At 72.2% G+C, this 14,099-nt stretch carries 12 protein-coding genes; 6 read left to right on the top strand and 6 right to left on the bottom strand.

Features of this window, described 5'->3' with window-relative positions; translation table 11 throughout:
* Nucleotides 1–138: 138 nt before the first annotated feature.
* Nucleotides 139–1,029 carry an NAD(P)-dependent oxidoreductase gene (locus tag SSP24_RS17610; RefSeq protein WP_141310529.1) on the bottom strand — a complete coding sequence of 297 codons (891 nt, stop codon included), beginning with the start codon at nucleotides 1,027–1,029 and terminating at the stop codon, nucleotides 139–141.
* 107 nt (nucleotides 1,030–1,136) lie between these two features.
* On the opposite strand from SSP24_RS17610, the gene SSP24_RS17605 reads away from it, so the two are divergent.
* Complete coding sequence (locus SSP24_RS17605; RefSeq protein WP_141310528.1) at nucleotides 1,137–1,490, top strand: winged helix-turn-helix transcriptional regulator; 354 nt, start codon at nucleotides 1,137–1,139, stop codon at nucleotides 1,488–1,490.
* Nucleotide 1,491: 1 nt separating this feature from the next.
* Here the strand turns inward: SSP24_RS17605 and SSP24_RS17600 are convergent, their stop codons facing one another.
* The 3 genes from SSP24_RS17600 to SSP24_RS17590 all read right to left on the bottom strand — a co-directional run bounded on the left by SSP24_RS17600 (nucleotide 1,492) and on the right by SSP24_RS17590 (nucleotide 4,743).
* Entirely contained in the window at nucleotides 1,492–2,121 is a 630-nt protein-coding gene (locus SSP24_RS17600) for a class F sortase (RefSeq protein ID WP_141310527.1), read from the bottom strand.
* 115 nt (nucleotides 2,122–2,236) lie between these two features.
* Nucleotides 2,237–2,758 (bottom strand): GVDTG sorting domain-containing protein, encoded by a 522-nt coding sequence (locus SSP24_RS17595; protein ID WP_141310526.1) that lies wholly within the window; start codon nucleotides 2,756–2,758, stop codon nucleotides 2,237–2,239.
* 344 nt (nucleotides 2,759–3,102) lie between these two features.
* The gene (locus SSP24_RS17590) at nucleotides 3,103–4,743 is read right to left on the bottom strand and encodes a M4 family metallopeptidase (protein ID WP_141310525.1); all 1,641 of its coding nucleotides are present in this window, start codon (nucleotides 4,741–4,743) and stop codon (nucleotides 3,103–3,105) included.
* A gap of 124 nt (nucleotides 4,744–4,867) precedes the next feature.
* Here SSP24_RS17590 and SSP24_RS17585 point away from each other — a divergent pair, with 124 nt between their 5' ends.
* Nucleotides 4,868–5,281, top strand: a complete 414-nt coding sequence (locus SSP24_RS17585; protein WP_141310711.1) for a gamma-glutamylcyclotransferase family protein — start codon at nucleotides 4,868–4,870, stop codon at nucleotides 5,279–5,281.
* A 12-nt stretch (nucleotides 5,282–5,293) separates the two neighbouring features.
* On the opposite strand, the gene SSP24_RS17580 is transcribed toward SSP24_RS17585, so the two are convergent.
* Both SSP24_RS17580 and SSP24_RS17575 read right to left on the bottom strand, forming a co-directional pair.
* Complete coding sequence (locus SSP24_RS17580) at nucleotides 5,294–7,468, bottom strand: molybdopterin oxidoreductase family protein (protein WP_141310523.1); 2,175 nt, start codon at nucleotides 7,466–7,468, stop codon at nucleotides 5,294–5,296.
* 122 nt (nucleotides 7,469–7,590) lie between these two features.
* Complete coding sequence (locus tag SSP24_RS17575) at nucleotides 7,591–8,274, bottom strand: SanA/YdcF family protein (protein ID WP_141310522.1); 684 nt, start codon at nucleotides 8,272–8,274, stop codon at nucleotides 7,591–7,593.
* Between the two features lie 223 nt (nucleotides 8,275–8,497).
* Between SSP24_RS17575 and SSP24_RS17570 the strand changes: the two genes are divergently transcribed.
* The 4 genes from SSP24_RS17570 (at nucleotide 8,498) to dnaG (ending at nucleotide 14,052) form a co-directional block, all read left to right on the top strand.
* Nucleotides 8,498–9,280 carry a sirohydrochlorin chelatase gene (locus SSP24_RS17570; RefSeq protein ID WP_141310520.1) on the top strand — a complete coding sequence of 261 codons (783 nt, stop codon included), beginning with the start codon at nucleotides 8,498–8,500 and terminating at the stop codon, nucleotides 9,278–9,280.
* Between the two features lie 115 nt (nucleotides 9,281–9,395).
* Nucleotides 9,396–10,691, top strand: coding sequence for a deoxyguanosinetriphosphate triphosphohydrolase (locus SSP24_RS17565; protein ID WP_141310518.1), 1,296 nt, complete (start codon nucleotides 9,396–9,398; stop codon nucleotides 10,689–10,691).
* A 158-nt stretch (nucleotides 10,692–10,849) separates the two neighbouring features.
* On the top strand, nucleotides 10,850–12,115 hold the full coding sequence (locus SSP24_RS17560; RefSeq protein ID WP_141310517.1) for an NAD(P)/FAD-dependent oxidoreductase: 1,266 nt from the start codon (nucleotides 10,850–10,852) through the stop codon (nucleotides 12,113–12,115).
* A 38-nt stretch (nucleotides 12,116–12,153) separates the two neighbouring features.
* Nucleotides 12,154–14,052: a DNA primase gene (gene dnaG, locus SSP24_RS17555; RefSeq protein ID WP_141310516.1), complete on the top strand. Its 1,899-nt coding sequence runs from the start codon at nucleotides 12,154–12,156 to the stop codon at nucleotides 14,050–14,052.
* Nucleotides 14,053–14,099: the final 47 nt, after the last annotated feature.

The raw sequence follows: 14,099 nt of genomic DNA, 5'->3' as shown, positions 1-14,099 counted from the left end.
CGTGCGGGCTGGGTGTTACCCGACCGCATCACAACTGTTTCCCGCGAGGAACGCTGCCCTCAGCGGGGGTGGGGGGTGGGTGTGAGGGTTGCGGGGGTGGGGCTTGGGATGCTGTGAGGAGTCATTGCCGTGAACGCGTCAGTCGGCCCCGACCGCGAGCAGCTCGACCACCCCCGTGGTGTCCTCGTCCCCGTGCCCCGCGGCGAGGCGGCGCTCCATCAGGTTCATGAACGGTGTGAGCAGCTCCGTGCTGACGCCCTGTTCCTCGGCGGTGCGCAGCAGGGTGGCGCTGCCGGCCACCTGCATGGCGAGGTTGGAGACGACGTCCTTGGTGTAGTCGCCGGATTCCAGCTTGCCGGCGGTCTCCAGTGCGGCCGGGGCCATCGCGGTCAGCCAGGACACCAGCAGCGGCGCGAACTCCGTGGGCGCGATGTCCTCCCCGCGGATCAGCGCGAATGCGTGCGTCATGCCCGCGAACATGCCGTACATCCCGCTGAGCAGGGCCACGTCGTGCAGCGCGGCGTGGCCGGGGTCCGTGCCGACGTAGCGGGTGCCGGCCGGGACGGCGAGGGTGGCGCGGTGCTCCTCGAACAGCTCGGCCGAGCCGCTGTACAGCACATACGCCCCGGACGCCGGGTCGCCGATCATCGGCGGTACGGCCATGATCCCCGCGTCCAGGAAGCGGGCACCCCGTTCCCCGGCCCAGGCGGCACGGGCGCGGCCCTGGCCCGGCGTGCCGGTGGTGAGGTCGACCAGGTCACGGCCGGCCAGATCGGCGTCGGACAGGGCCTCGCCGACCGACGCGTCGTCCAGCAGGCAGGCGATCACCAGCCGGTTGGCGGCCACCGCCTCGGCCACGCTCCCGGCGACGACGGCACCCTCGGCGGCGAGGGGCTCGGCGCGGGCGCGGCTGCGGTTCCAGACGGTGACGGGGTGGCCGGCGGCGAGCCAGGCGCGGGCGAGGGCGGTGCCCATGGCGCCGGTGCCGAGGAGGGTGAGCGGGGTCGGGGAAGAGGCGTTGTCAGTCATGGCGATTAGCCTCGTAGAGGGTGAACGGCCTGCTCAAGTACGTACATACGTGTGGGTGGTTACCCCTGGGGAAGCGTGCAGGCAGCGGGAAGGCAGGGTGGCTGGGCATGACGGTGGGACGACGGGCGGGGTCGTACGTCTGCGGGGTCGACGCGGCGATGGACGTGATCGGCGGGAAGTGGAAGGTGCTGATCCTCTGGGCGCTGCATATGCGGCCGCACCGCTTCGGCGAGCTGCGCCGGGAGCTGCCCGGGGTGACGGAGAAGGTGCTCGCGGCGCAGCTGCGGGAGCTGGAGGCGGACGGGATCGTGCACCGGGAGGTGTACGAGGAGGTGCCGCCACGGGTGGAGTACTCACTGACGCCGCGCGGGGAGACCCTGAACGAGGCGCTGGAGCCGCTGGGCGCATGGGGGAAGGCCAACGTCCTGGCGGAGCCCGTACCGGCAGAGCCCATCGGCTGAGTCATGCGCTCCCCGTCAGATGGGCGAACACGACGACGTTGCCCTGGTAGCCGGTGCTGCGTGAGTAGCCGCCGCCGCAGGTGATCACCCGTAGCTCGGGGCGGGCCGCCGCGCCGTAGACCTTCTTGTCGGGGAAGTTCTTGGTGTCGTACAGCTCGATCGCGTCCACCTGGAACCGGGCCACGCTGCCGTCCCGGCGGTCCACCTCGATGGTGCTGCCCTTTTTCAGGGCGCCGAGGTGGTAGAAGACGGCGGGGCCGTCGGCGTTGTCGACGTGTCCGGCGACGATGGCGGTGCCGGTCTCGCCGGGGGTGGTGCCCGCCTCGTACCAGCCGGCGAGGTTCTTCTGCTCGGCGGGCGGCACGTCGAGGCTGCCGGTGCGGGTCAGGCCGAGGCCCATCAGGGGGGCGTTCACACCGATCGCGGGGATGCGGATGCGGTCCGGCGGGGACGGCGGCAGCCCGGGCGCCACCGACTGCCGCAGGCCCAGTCCGGCGTGCGCTTCGGCGGCCGACGGCTGCGGCGGGGCGGGTGCGTCGGGCCCGCTGGTCAGCAGCCACACGCCGGTGCACAGGGCGATGACGGTGACGCCGGCTATCGCGGCATCACCCGTGGTGCCGAACCTGCCCATGTCAGCCTCCCAGCCACGACCGCTCGGCCCGTACCCCCTCCGGGCCGCGAGGGGCGTCGGACCCGGAGGGGGCGGGGACTTGCGGTACCGGCGGACGGACAGCGGAGGGTGTCCGTCAGATCCCGTCGCCTCTCGCCCGGCGATGCAGGAGCCAGGTACCGCCCGCGGCGGCGACGGCGAGAGCCGCCACGCCGGCCGCGGTCTTCACGGGGTCGGGGCCCAGAGCGCCGCCGACCCCCGTATTCACACTTCCTCTGGGGTGCACATAGCCCCGTGCCGACTCCAGGACGACCACCAGGTCGCCGTGCACCTGCGGGCCGCCGCCGGAGCACTTCGCGACGATCTCGTACGTCCCCGGCTGCGCGCTCGGCGGGACCCGGAACCGCCCGATCACGTCCCCCTCGTGCGCGCTGGGCGCGAGCGTGAAGCGCCCGGCCCCCACCGCCGTGGCGTCACCCTCCGCCGTACCGCCGTCCCCGCAGGCGGCGGTGTTCACGGTCACGTCGCCGCCCGGCATCGCGGTGGACGGGAACACCTCCAGGCGTCCGCCGTCCGCGCCGTACACCGGCACGGCGAGCGACCCCGCGGTGGCGACGGCGAGACCGGGACCGATCAGCAGACGGGCGGTACGTCGCATCGATGCTCCTCACGAGCTCTCCGGCAGGCCACGGCCCGCGACACCCCCATGTGCCGCCGTCGGTCGCGCCCCAGCACTTCGAGGTAAAGCGCACGACGACGAGCCCGCTCCCTGAAGGAGCGTCAGATCCCGGGTGAACGGGCGTCCCGAGGCACCCCGACCCCTCGCCCCCGACCCCGTTTCCGCAGGTCACGGCCGTACGAGCGCCGCCGCGGGCAAAAGAATCCGAAGGGCGCCCGGCGAAGGTGTGAACGGGTGACCGCACAAGGAAAGGCCGGCCGCCTCGCAGACGCCGTCGAAGACGCCCGGGAGACGACCGGCCGCACCCGCGGACGGAACCCGGCTCAGCCCACGTTCACCGCACTCCAGGCCGCCCCCACGGCCGCGTACTCCGCACTGCCCTCGCCGTACAGATCCCGCGCCGCGTTCAGCGTCGCGGTCCGCGCCCCCGCGTAATCCGTCGACGACGTCATGTACACGGTCAGTGCCCGGTACCAGATCGCGCCCAGCTTGTCCCGGCCGATCCCCGTCACCGTCGAGCCGTCGCAGGTGGGGGAGTCGTGGACCACGCCGTTGATGGTCTTCCTGCCGCTGCCCTCGGCCAGCAGATACGCGAAGTGGTTGCCGATGCCGGAGGAGTAGTGGACGTCCAGGGTGCCCGCGGTGGCGCTCCAGCAGTCCGCCGAGAGGCCGTCGCGCGACGGGCGGTCCATGTACCGCAGCGCGTCCTGCCCGAAGCCCGCCCGGACGATCTTCTCGCCGATCAGCCAGTCGCCCTTGTCGGAGGCGTTGCCCGCGTGGAACTCCACCAGCGTGCCGAAAATGTCGGACGTGGCCTCGTTCAGCCCGCCGGACTCGCCCGAGTACGTCAGCGCGGCCGTCTTGGAGGTCACGCCGTGGGCCATCTCGTGGCCGGTGACGTCGAGGGACACCAGCGGCCCGAGGTTCGTGCCGTCACCGTCGCCGTACGTCATGCAGAAGCAGGTGTCGTCCCAGAAGGCGTTGTTGTACCGGGTGCCGTAGTGCACGCGGCTGTACGAGCCCTTGCCGTCGCCCGCGATGCCGTTGCGCCCGTGGGCGTCGCGGAAGTAGTCCCAGGTGACGTCGGACCCGTACTGCGCGTCCACCGCCGCCGTCGCCCGGTCCGTGGTCGTGCCGTCGCCCCAGTGGTTGTCCGCGTCCGTGAAGACGGTCGAGGGCGCGCGCACGACACAGACGGTGCCGAGGAAACACAGATCGGACCGGTTCGCGGCGTCCCCGGTGTACGTGCCGCCGCGCGTCGGGTCCTTCAGCTCGTACGACGATCCCGTGGCCGTCGTCTCCAACGGCACCGTCCCGCTGTACAGCGACCGCCCGTCGCCCGACGCCGAGTGCAGCGTGTCCCAGGCGTCGATCTGGGCGCCGGTGCGGGCGTCCGTCAGCACCGTGCGGGCGACCGGGTTGCCCTGCGCGTCCAGCGCCGTCGCGTTGGTCCGCCACGCCAGCTTCGGCGTGCCGTGCAGGGCGTCGACGACCAGCTCCGGCTTGGCCGTCAGCCGCTTCAGCGCCTCGCCGAGGTGCGTGGCTCGCAGGGCGCCCGCTGCGCGGTCGGCGGCCTTCGGGGCTGACAGCAGGGGCGTGACGGTCGGCAGGGCGAGGGTGCCGCGGGTCGCCCGGTCGGCGCCTTGGAAGGTGCCGTCCGGTGCCAGGTGGACGACGAAGTCGCCGCCGAGGACGGGGAGTTGGCGGTAGGTGCGGTCGTAGCGGACGTGCTGGGTGCCGTCCTGGTCGACGATCACGTCCCGGACCTTGGTGTCCTGGGCGGCGGTGAGGCCCAGGGCGGCGGCCTGCTGCGCGAGTGCCACGGCCGCGTTCTCGATCGCCTGGGCCCGGGTGGGCCGGTCGGCCGCGCCGGCGGTGGTGGGGGAGAGGGCGGCGGCCAGCAGGGCGGCGGTTGCGGCGGTGACGGCGAGACGGGAAGCTCGCGCGTGCCGTATTCGACTCATCGGTCTCCTCGGGAAGGCGCCTGAGTGGGGGGTGGCGCGGATGTTCACCGAGGTTTACGCGATCATGACATGTCATGTCCATAGAGCATGTGGTGAGGGAGTGTGAGAGGTGAGAATCGTTTCTGTGACCCTCCCGTTCTTCGTCTACGGCACGCTCCGTCCCGGGGAGCCCAACCACGACGCGTTCCTGCGCGGCCGTACCCGGGCCGAGGAACGCGGGCGGCTCACTGGTGCCGTGCTCTACGACGGGCCCGGCTACCCGTACGCCGTGGAGGAACCCGGTGGCGTGGTGACCGGCGACCTGATCACGCCCCTGCCGGACGCCTACGACGAACTCCTCTCCGCTCTCGACCGGTTGGAGGAGTACGCCCCCGGAAACGCCCGCAACCTCTACGAGCGCGTCAGCCGCGAGGTCGTCCGGGACGCCGACGGAGCGACGCTGCGGGCGTGGGTGTACGTGGCCGCGCCCGCCGTCGCCGCCCGGCTGCGGGCGCGGGGCAGGCGCATCGGGGGCGGGGACTGGCGGGCGCGGGGATGAGTCCGGCGGTGCTTAGGCCTCCACCGCCTCCACCGCTTCCACCCGCACCGCACACGCCTTGAACTCCGGCATCCGGGAGGTCGGGTCGAGCGCCGGGTTGGTGAGGGTGTTGGCGCGGCCCTCGCCCGGCCAGTGGAACGGCATGAAGACGGTGTCCGGGCGGATGGACGTGGTGATCCGGGCCGGCGCCACGGCACGGCCCCGCCGGGACACGACGGCCACCGGGTCGCCCTCGGCCGCACCGAGCCGCTCCGCCAGCCGCGGGTGCAGCTCCACGAAGGGACCGGGCGCGGCGGCGTTCAACTCGTCGACGCGGCGGGTCTGCGCGCCGGACTGGTACTGGGCCACGACCCGACCGGTGGTCAGCAGCACCGGGTACTCGGCGTCGGGTTCCTCGGCGACGGCCCGGTGCAAGACGGGTACGAAGCGGGCACGACCGTCATCGGTGGCGAAACGGTCGAGGAAGAGGCGGGGGGTGCCGGGGTGGACGCTGGGGGTGCCGTCGTCATGGGGCGGGTTGTGGGGTACGTCGAGTGCGGCTTCCTCGGTGCCCGCGCCCACCGCGCCCGCCGCCTCCTCGCTCGGCGTCGGGCACGGCCAGAACACCCCGTTCTCCTCCGCCAGTCGCCGATAGGTGATCCCGGAGTAGTCCGCGGGCCCGCCCGCGCTCGCCCGGCGCAGTTCCTCGAAGACCTCCTCGGGGTCGGTCGGGAAGCCCTTCTCCACGCCGAGCCGGGCGGCCAGTTCGTGCATGACCTCCAGGTCGCTGCGGACGCCCTCGGGCGGGGTGATCGCCTGCCGCCGCAGCAGCACCCGGCCCTCCAGATTGGTCGTCGTGCCGGTCTCCTCCGCCCACTGCGTCACCGGCAGCACGACGTCCGCGAGTGCCGCCGTCTCCGACAGCACCACATCGCACACGGCCAGGAAGTCGAGGGACTTGATGCGCTCCTCCACGTGCGCGGCGCGCGGCGCCGACACCACCGGGTTGGAGCCCATCAGCAGCAGCGACTTGATGTCCGTACCCAGCGCGTCCAGCAGCTCGTACGCACTGCGCCCGGGCCCCGGCAGGCTGTCCGGGTCGACGCCCCACACCTCGGCCACATGCCGCCGCGCCGCCGGGTCGTTCAGCTTGCGATAGCCGGGCAGCTGGTCGGCCTTCTGACCGTGTTCGCGTCCGCCCTGCCCGTTGCCCTGCCCGGTCAGACAGCCGTACCCGGACAGCGGCCGCCCCGCCCGTCCCGTCGCCAGGCACAGGTTGATCCACGCGCCCACCGTGTCCGTGCCCTTGGACTGCTGCTCCGGCCCGCGCGCGGTGAGCACCATCGCGGCCTCCGGCTCACAGAACAGCCGTAGCGCCTCTCGCAGTTGGGGAACGGACACGCCCGTGATCCGCTCCACGTACTCCGGCCAGTGCGCCATCGCCGCAGCGCGCGCGTCCTCCCAGCCGGTGGTCCGCTCCCGGATGTACTCCTCGTCGGCGCGCCCCTCGGCGACGACCAGATGCAGCAGCCCCAGCGCGAGCGCGAGGTCGGTCCCGGGCCGGGGCGCGAGGTGCAGGTCGGCCTGCTCGGCGGTCCGGGTGCGGCGCGGGTCGATGACGATCAGCGTGCCGCCGTTGTCCTTCAGCTCGGTCAGATACCGCAGCGCGGGCGGCATGGTCTCCGCGAGGTTCGACCCGACCAGGATCACGCACCCCGTCTTCGGGATGTCCTCCAGCGGGAAGGGCAGCCCCCGGTCCAGCCCGAAGGCCTTGATCCCGGCCGCCGCGGCGGACGACATGCAGAACCGCCCGTTGTAGTCGATCTGGGAGGTGCCCAGCACGACCCGCGCGAACTTGCCGAGCGTGTACGCCTTCTCGTTCGTCAGCCCGCCCCCGCCGAACACACCCAGCGCGTCCGGCCCGTGCGCCGACCGGATCGAGGACAGCCCCTCGGCGATCCGGTCCAGGGCCTCGTCCCAGGTCGCGGGCACCAGGACGCCCCCCTCGCGCACCAGCGGCGAGGTCAGGCGGACGCTCGATGCGAGGACCGCCGGCGCCGTACGGCCCTTGCCGCACAGCGCGCCCCGGTTCACGGGAAAGTCCGCGCGCTCGGTGACCTCGACCGTCCCGTCCGGGGCGGGCGTGAGATTCATCCCGCACTGCAGGGCGCAGTACGGGCAGTGCGTGGGCGTCGCGGAGGTTTCCATGCATTTCAGCGTGCGTCGGCCGTGTTACGTACCGGGACGGCTCTTTGTTACACGGACGCGACGGTGATCTCCCCGCCCGGTCCGAGTCACCGTGAGGCACCCGTCCCGGATCATCGGTTCCGTCACCTTTCCCCGTCCGCCGCCAGCGCCCGCTCCACGCCCGGCTCCCGAGGCCCGAGGAACCGCGGATCCGGCTTGAAGACGGCGTCCAGCGCGCCCTTCCCCGCCGCGAGGATCTCCCGGACACCCCCGTAGTACCAGGTCGCGTCGTGCCGCTCGTCCACTCCGACGCCGTACGACGTGACCCCCGCCGCCTCGCACAGCGCGACCGCGCGCCGGATGTGGAAGCCCTGGCTGATCAGCACGGCCTCGTCGACCCCGAAGATCTTCCGGGCCCGCACACAGGAGTCCCAGGTGTCGAAGCCCGCGTAGTCGCTGACGATCCGGGCGTCCGGGACGCCGTGCCGGGTGAGATAGGACCGCATGGCGTCCGGCTCGTCGTAGTCCTCCCGGCTGTTGTCGCCGGTGACCAGCACCACCTTCACCCGCCCCGCGCGATACAGCTCGGCCGCCGCGTCGAGCCGGTGGGCGAGGTACGGCGACGGCTCGCCGTTCCACAGACCCGCGCCGAAGACCACCGCGACGTCGGTACGGGGTGCGTCGGCGGTCGTGTGCAACCGGTCGTCCGTGCTGACGTACATCCACGTCGACGGCAGCAGCGCGAGCACGCACCCCGCGAGCAGCGCCTGCACCATCCGCCGCTGCCCGGTCCGGGTACGCGGCAGACGCGGTCGGCGGATCTTCATGAAGACGCCCTCCCGATCGGCTCCGACACGTCGGCGACACATCGGCTTCGACACAAAGAAACGCCCCGCAAGGTCCCCCGGTTCCGTGACCGCCCTCACATCGGCAACCGAAACCCCAGGTCACCCCACCTCACACACCCCCTGCACCGCACGGTGAACCTGATGAAAACACCCGTGACGCCCGCGCAACGGGTCGGCAACGTCGTCGCGCAACGATCGGTTCATGACGGCGTTGCTCCCGCTTCACGGACAGTCCGACCACCGCCCCGGCTCACCGGCGCTGGTCCTGGTGGCCCATGGCAGCCGCGACCCGCGCACCCTCGCCACGGTCCACACCCTCCTCGACCGGATCCGCGAGCTGCGCCCGGGCCTGCGCGTGCACCTCGGCCACATCGAGCTGAACGAGCCCCTGCTGCCCGACACCCTCGCCGCCCTCGGCGACGACGCGGCGATCCTCGTACCGCTCCTGCTCAGCCGCGGCTACCACATCAAGCAGGACATCCCCGAGATGGCCGCCGCGGCCTGGGCCCCCACCCGTGTGGCCGCCCCCCTGGGCCCGCACCCTCTTCTGGTGGAGACCCTGTACACCCGGCTGGTCGAGGCCGGCTGGCGCAGGCCCACCACCGAGTCCGAACGCCGCTCGACCGCCGTCATCCTCGCGGCAGCGGGCTCCCGAGACCCCGACGCGTCGATCGACACGGGCCACACGGCGACCCTCCTCGCCACCCGCCTGGGCGTCCCGGTCCTCCCCGCCTACGCCTCGGCGGCAACCCCGACGGTCCCGGAGGCGGTACGGGCCCTCCGGGCCGAGGGCCGCGACAACATAGCCGTGGCCTCGTATTTCACGGCCCCGGGAAGATTCGCCACGGAGTGCGCGGAGGCGGCCCCGGGCATAGCAGCGGCCCCACTGGGAGCCCACCCCCTGATGGCCCGCCTGATCCTGACGCGCTACGAGGAGGCAAGGTCAACAAGCCCGACGGAGCGCTTGGAACTGGCGTCGGCCTGATGTCCTCAGGGGCGCGGGGAACTGCGCGACCAGCCCCCACAAACCCGCACCCGCCCCACAACATGACCCGGCAGACGCATACGCGAGACCCACCTCCTCCCCTTACTGTCGAGACATGGAAGGCGCACCCCCCCAGCACGAGAACCACATCCCACCCCCCGGCTACGACCCGACGTCAGTCGAACGCTGGGCCACCGAAAAAGACAAACGCCCCGGCCGCACCGCCTTCCAACGCGACCGAGCCCGCATCCTCCACTCCGCCGCCCTGAGAAGACTCGCCGGCAAAACCCAGGTGGTCACCCCCGGAGGGACCGGCGCGGCCTGGGACCCCAGCCCCCGCACCCGCCTCACCCACTCCCTCGAATGCGCCCAGGTCGGCCGCGAACTCGGCGCAGCCCTCGGCTGCGACCCCGACCTGGTCGAAGCCGCCTGTCTCTCGCACGACCTCGGCCACCCACCCTTCGGCCACAACGGCGAACAGGCCCTCAACGAATTCGCCGAGGACTGCGGCGGCTTCGAGGGCAACGCCCAGTCCCTGCGCCTCCTCACCCGCATCGAGCCCAAACGCTTCACCCCCGAGGGCTCCGTCGGCCTCAACCTCACCCGCGCCGCCCTCGACGCCGCCACCAAGTACCCCTGGCCACGCGGCGCCCACCCCACCGACCCGGCCTCCCCGAAGTTCGGTGTGTACGAGGACGACCGCCCGGTGTTCGACTGGGCCCGCAAGGACGCCCCGGGCACCCGGATCTGCTTCGAGGCCCAGGTCATGGACTGGTCGGACGACGTGGCGTACTCGGTGCACGACGTCGAGGACGGCCTGCACGCCGGCCACATCGACCCCAACTGCCTGCACGCGAAGCCGGAACGGCAGGCGGTGTTCGAGGTCGCCATCGGCCGGTACGTCCCCGCCGACACCGACCCCGCCGAACTCGCCGCCGCCCTCGACCGGCTGCTGGACGAGGAGTGGTGGCCGCACGGCTACGACGGCACGGCGGTCGCCCAGGCCCGCCTCAAGGACGCCACCAGCCAGCTCATCGGCCGCTTCTGCCTGGCCGCCGAGGGCGCGACGAGGGAGGCGTACGGCGGCGGCCGGCTCACCAGATACGGCGCCGAACTGGTCGTACCGCGCGAGACCCGCATGGAGTGCGCGGTGCTGAAGGCGGTCGCCGACCGGTACGTCATGCAGCGCGCCGAACAGGCCCGGCTCCGCGCCGACCAGCGGGTGGTCGTCGCGGAACTGGCCGAGGCGCTCACCGCCCGCGCCCCGGACGGACTTGATCCGCAGTTCCGCGCGCTGTTCGACCGGGCCCCCGACGACCGGGCCCGCAAACGGGTGATCGTCGACCAGATCGCGTCGCTCACGGATGCCTCGGCACGGTCGCTTCACGTGAGGCTGACAGGGCACCTGTGAGACTGGCGCGACGCGAGTGACCTCATAACGGTCCGAAGGTGACCCTGCGTGGCCTGATCGGGGCACTCCCTCTTCCCGCATCACGCTCCGTGCGGGACGCTCGCATATGGCGGGACGTTGAACTCGCACCGGGCGGCACGTTTACGAGGAGGCATCAAGTGGTCGACGCGGATCAGACGTTCGTCATCGTCGGAGGAGGGCTCGCCGGCGCGAAGGCGGCCGAGACGCTGCGGGCGGAGGGCTTCAGCGGCCGGGTGATACTGATCTGCGACGAACGCGACCACCCGTACGAGCGCCCGCCCCTGTCCAAAGGCTACCTGCTCGGCAAGGAGGAGCGCGACAGCGTCTTCGTGCACGAACCCGCCTGGTACGCGCAGAACGACATCGAGCTGCACCTCGGCCAGACCGTCGACGCGATCGACCGTACGGCGAAGACGGTCCGTTTCGGCGAGGACGGCACCGTCGTCCGCTACGACAAGCTGCTGCTGGCCACCGGTGCCGAGCCCCGCCGCCTGGACATCCCCGGCACCGACCTGGCCGGCGTGCACCACCTGCGCCGCCTCGCGCACGCCGAGCGCCTCAAGGGCGTCCTGGCCTCGCTCGGCCGGGACAACGGGCACATCGTGATCGCCGGGGCGGGCTGGATCGGCCTGGAGGTCGCGGCGGCGGCCCGGGAGTACGGCGCGGAGGTCACCGTCGTCGAGCCGGAGCCGACCCCGCTGCACGGCGTGCTCGGCCCCGAGCTGGGCGCCCTCTTCGCCGAGCTGCACCGCGAGCACGGGGTCCGCTTCCGCTTCGGGGTCCGGCTGACGGAGATCGTCGGCCAGGACGGCGTGGTGCTGGCCGCCCGCACCGACGACGGCGAGGAGCACCCCGCCCACGACGTCCTCGCCGCGATCGGCGCCGCGCCCCGGGTGGCGCTCGCGGAGGCGGCGGGCCTGGAGATGGCGGACCGGGCGTACGGCGGCGGCGTCGCGGTCGACGAGCATCTGCGCACCTCCGACCCCGACATCTACGCCGCAGGTGACGTGGCCGCCTTCCCGCACGCCCTCTTCGACACCCGCCTCCGCGTCGAACACTGGGCGAACGCGCTGAACGGCGGCCCGGCGGCGGCGAAGGCCATGCTCGGGCAGCAGGTGACGTACGACCGCGTGCCCTACTTCTTCTCCGACCAGTACGACCTGGGGATGGAGTACTCGGGGTGGGCGCCGCCCGGGTCGTACGACCAGGTGGTGATCCGCGGGGACGCCGGGAAGCGGGAGTTCATCGCGTTCTGGCTGAGGGAGGGCCGGGTGCTGGCCGGGATGAACGTGAACGTGTGGGATGTCACAGAGCCGATCCAGAACCTGATCCGCTCCCAGGCCCAGGTGGACTCGGAGGCCCTGGCGGACCCGCACGTACCGCTCGCCGACCTCATCCCTTAGTCGCCGGGACTGTCGGCGCGCCCCCGTAGAATCACCTCGTGGCAGGACGGATCAACGACGAGGACGTGAAGGCGGTACGGGACGCGGTCCCGATCGACGCCGTGGTGTCCGAGTACCTCCAGCTGCGGGGCGCGGGCGGCGGCAACCTCAAGGGGCTGTGCCCGTTCCACGACGAGAAGTCGCCGTCCTTCCAGGTCAGCCCGAGCAAGGGGCTCTTCCACTGCTTCGGCTGCCAGGAGGGCGGCGACACCATCACGTTTGTGATGAAGGTCGACCACCTCTCCTTCTCGGAGGCGGTCGAGCGCCTCGCCGCCCAGGCCGGCATCACCCTGCGCTACGAGGAGGGCGGCTACAACCCCGCCCACCAGCGCGGCGAACGGATCCGCCTGGTCGAGGCCCACAAGATCGCCGCCGAGTGGTACGCCGAGCAGCTCGCCACCAGCTCCGAGGCGGAGACCGGCCGGGTCTTCCTGGCCGAGCGCGGCTTCGACCAGTCGGCGGCCGTCCACTTCGGCGTCGGCTACAGCCCGCAGGGGTGGGACCACCTCACGCGCTACCTCCGCGGCAAGGGCTTCACCGACAAGGAGCTGCTCCTGTCCGGCCTCGTCCAGGAGGGCCGCCGCGGACCCATCGACCGCTTCCGGGGCCGCCTGATGTGGCCGATCCGGGACATCGGCGGAGAGGTCGTCGGCTTCGGCGCCCGCAAGCTCTACGAGGCGGACAACGGCCCCAAGTACCTCAACACCCCCGACACGGCGATCTACAAGAAGTCGCAGGTCCTGTACGGCATCGACCTGGCGAAGCAGCACATCGCCAAGACCAGCCGGGCCGTCGTCGTCGAGGGCTACACGGACGTCATGGCCTGCCACCTGGCCGGAGTCACCACCGCGATCGCCACCTGCGGTACGGCCTTCGGCAGCGACCACATCAAGATCCTCCGCCGGCTGCTGATGGACAACGGCAGCGCACGAGTCATCTTCACCTTCGACGGCGACGCGGCCGGCCAGAAGGCGGCGCTGCGGGCCTTCGAGGACGACCAGAAGTTCGCCGCCGAGACCTACATCGCGGTCGCGCCGGACGGCATGGACCCCTGCGACCTGCGCCTGATGAAGGGCGACGAGGCGGTCGTCGACCTGGTCGAACCCCGCACCCCGCTCTTCGAGTTCGCCCTCCGCCAGATCGTCGGCCGCTACGACCTGGACACTCCCGCCGGGCGCGCGGCCGCGCTGGACGAGGCGGCCCCGGTGGTCGCCCGCATCAAGAACAGCGGCGCCCAGCACGAGGTCGCCGTCCAGCTCGCCGGCATGCTCGGCATCCTGGACACGCAGTTCGTGGTCAAGCGGGTCGCACAGCTGGCCCGTTGGGCGCGCGACCGGGGCGGCAAGGGCCCGGCGCCGACGCGACCGCAGCAGTCGTACGACGCCCCCGCCGCGCCCGTCCACTCCGGCCCGGCGCTGAACCTCCGCAACCCCGTCTACGCAACCGAACGCGAACTGCTCAAACTCGCCCTCCAGCGCCCGGAGTTGGTCTCCCCGGCGTTCGACGCCTACGGGGTCGACGAGTTCACGGCCCCGCCCTACGCCGCCGTACGCCAGGCCGTCCTGGACGCGGGCGGCGCGGAATACGGCGTACAGGATCCGCAGGAGTACCTGATCAGGGTCCGCGAGGCGGCCCCGGACGACACGGTCCGCGCGATGGTCACGGAACTGGCGGTGGAAGCGATCATGCGCCGGACCGTCGACGAGGCGTACGCGGGCGAGCAACTGGTCTGGGTCCGCCGCCGCGCCGTCGACCGCCGCATCCAGGACATCCAGAGCACCCTGACCCGCCTGGGCACGAACGGCGACCCGGCTCAACTGACGTCGGTGCAGAACGAGTTGTGGGTCCTCCAGCAGTACGGCCAGGCGTTGCGGGAGCGGGGTGCGGCCGCCCTCTGACGGCGTCGCGCCGCATGCATGCCGTTGTCACCGTGCCTTCGCCTGCA

The organism is Streptomyces spinoverrucosus (assembly GCF_006539505.1).
Taxonomy (GTDB): Bacteria; Actinomycetota; Actinomycetes; order Streptomycetales; family Streptomycetaceae; genus Streptomyces; species Streptomyces spinoverrucosus.
The sequence above is the reverse complement of the archived record's forward strand: the minus strand, read 5'-3'. Positions and strand labels throughout refer to the sequence as shown.

Coding starts and splice junctions, on each gene's coding strand:
- SSP24_RS17605 (WP_141310528.1), top strand. CDS start 1,137: ATGACGGTGGGACGACGGGCGGGGTCGTACGTCTGCGGGGTCGACGCG.
- SSP24_RS17595 (WP_141310526.1), bottom strand. CDS start 2,758: ATGCGACGTACCGCCCGTCTGCTGATCGGTCCCGGTCTCGCCGTCGCC.
- SSP24_RS17565 (WP_141310518.1), top strand. CDS start 9,396: ATGGAAGGCGCACCCCCCCAGCACGAGAACCACATCCCACCCCCCGGC.
- SSP24_RS17590 (WP_141310525.1), bottom strand. CDS start 4,743: ATGAGTCGAATACGGCACGCGCGAGCTTCCCGTCTCGCCGTCACCGCC.
- SSP24_RS17570 (WP_141310520.1), top strand. CDS start 8,498: ATGACGGCGTTGCTCCCGCTTCACGGACAGTCCGACCACCGCCCCGGC.
- SSP24_RS17580 (WP_141310523.1), bottom strand. CDS start 7,468: ATGGAAACCTCCGCGACGCCCACGCACTGCCCGTACTGCGCCCTGCAG.
- SSP24_RS17600 (WP_141310527.1), bottom strand. CDS start 2,121: ATGGGCAGGTTCGGCACCACGGGTGATGCCGCGATAGCCGGCGTCACC.
- SSP24_RS17610 (WP_141310529.1), bottom strand. CDS start 1,029: ATGACTGACAACGCCTCTTCCCCGACCCCGCTCACCCTCCTCGGCACC.
- SSP24_RS17575 (WP_141310522.1), bottom strand. CDS start 8,274: ATGAAGATCCGCCGACCGCGTCTGCCGCGTACCCGGACCGGGCAGCGG.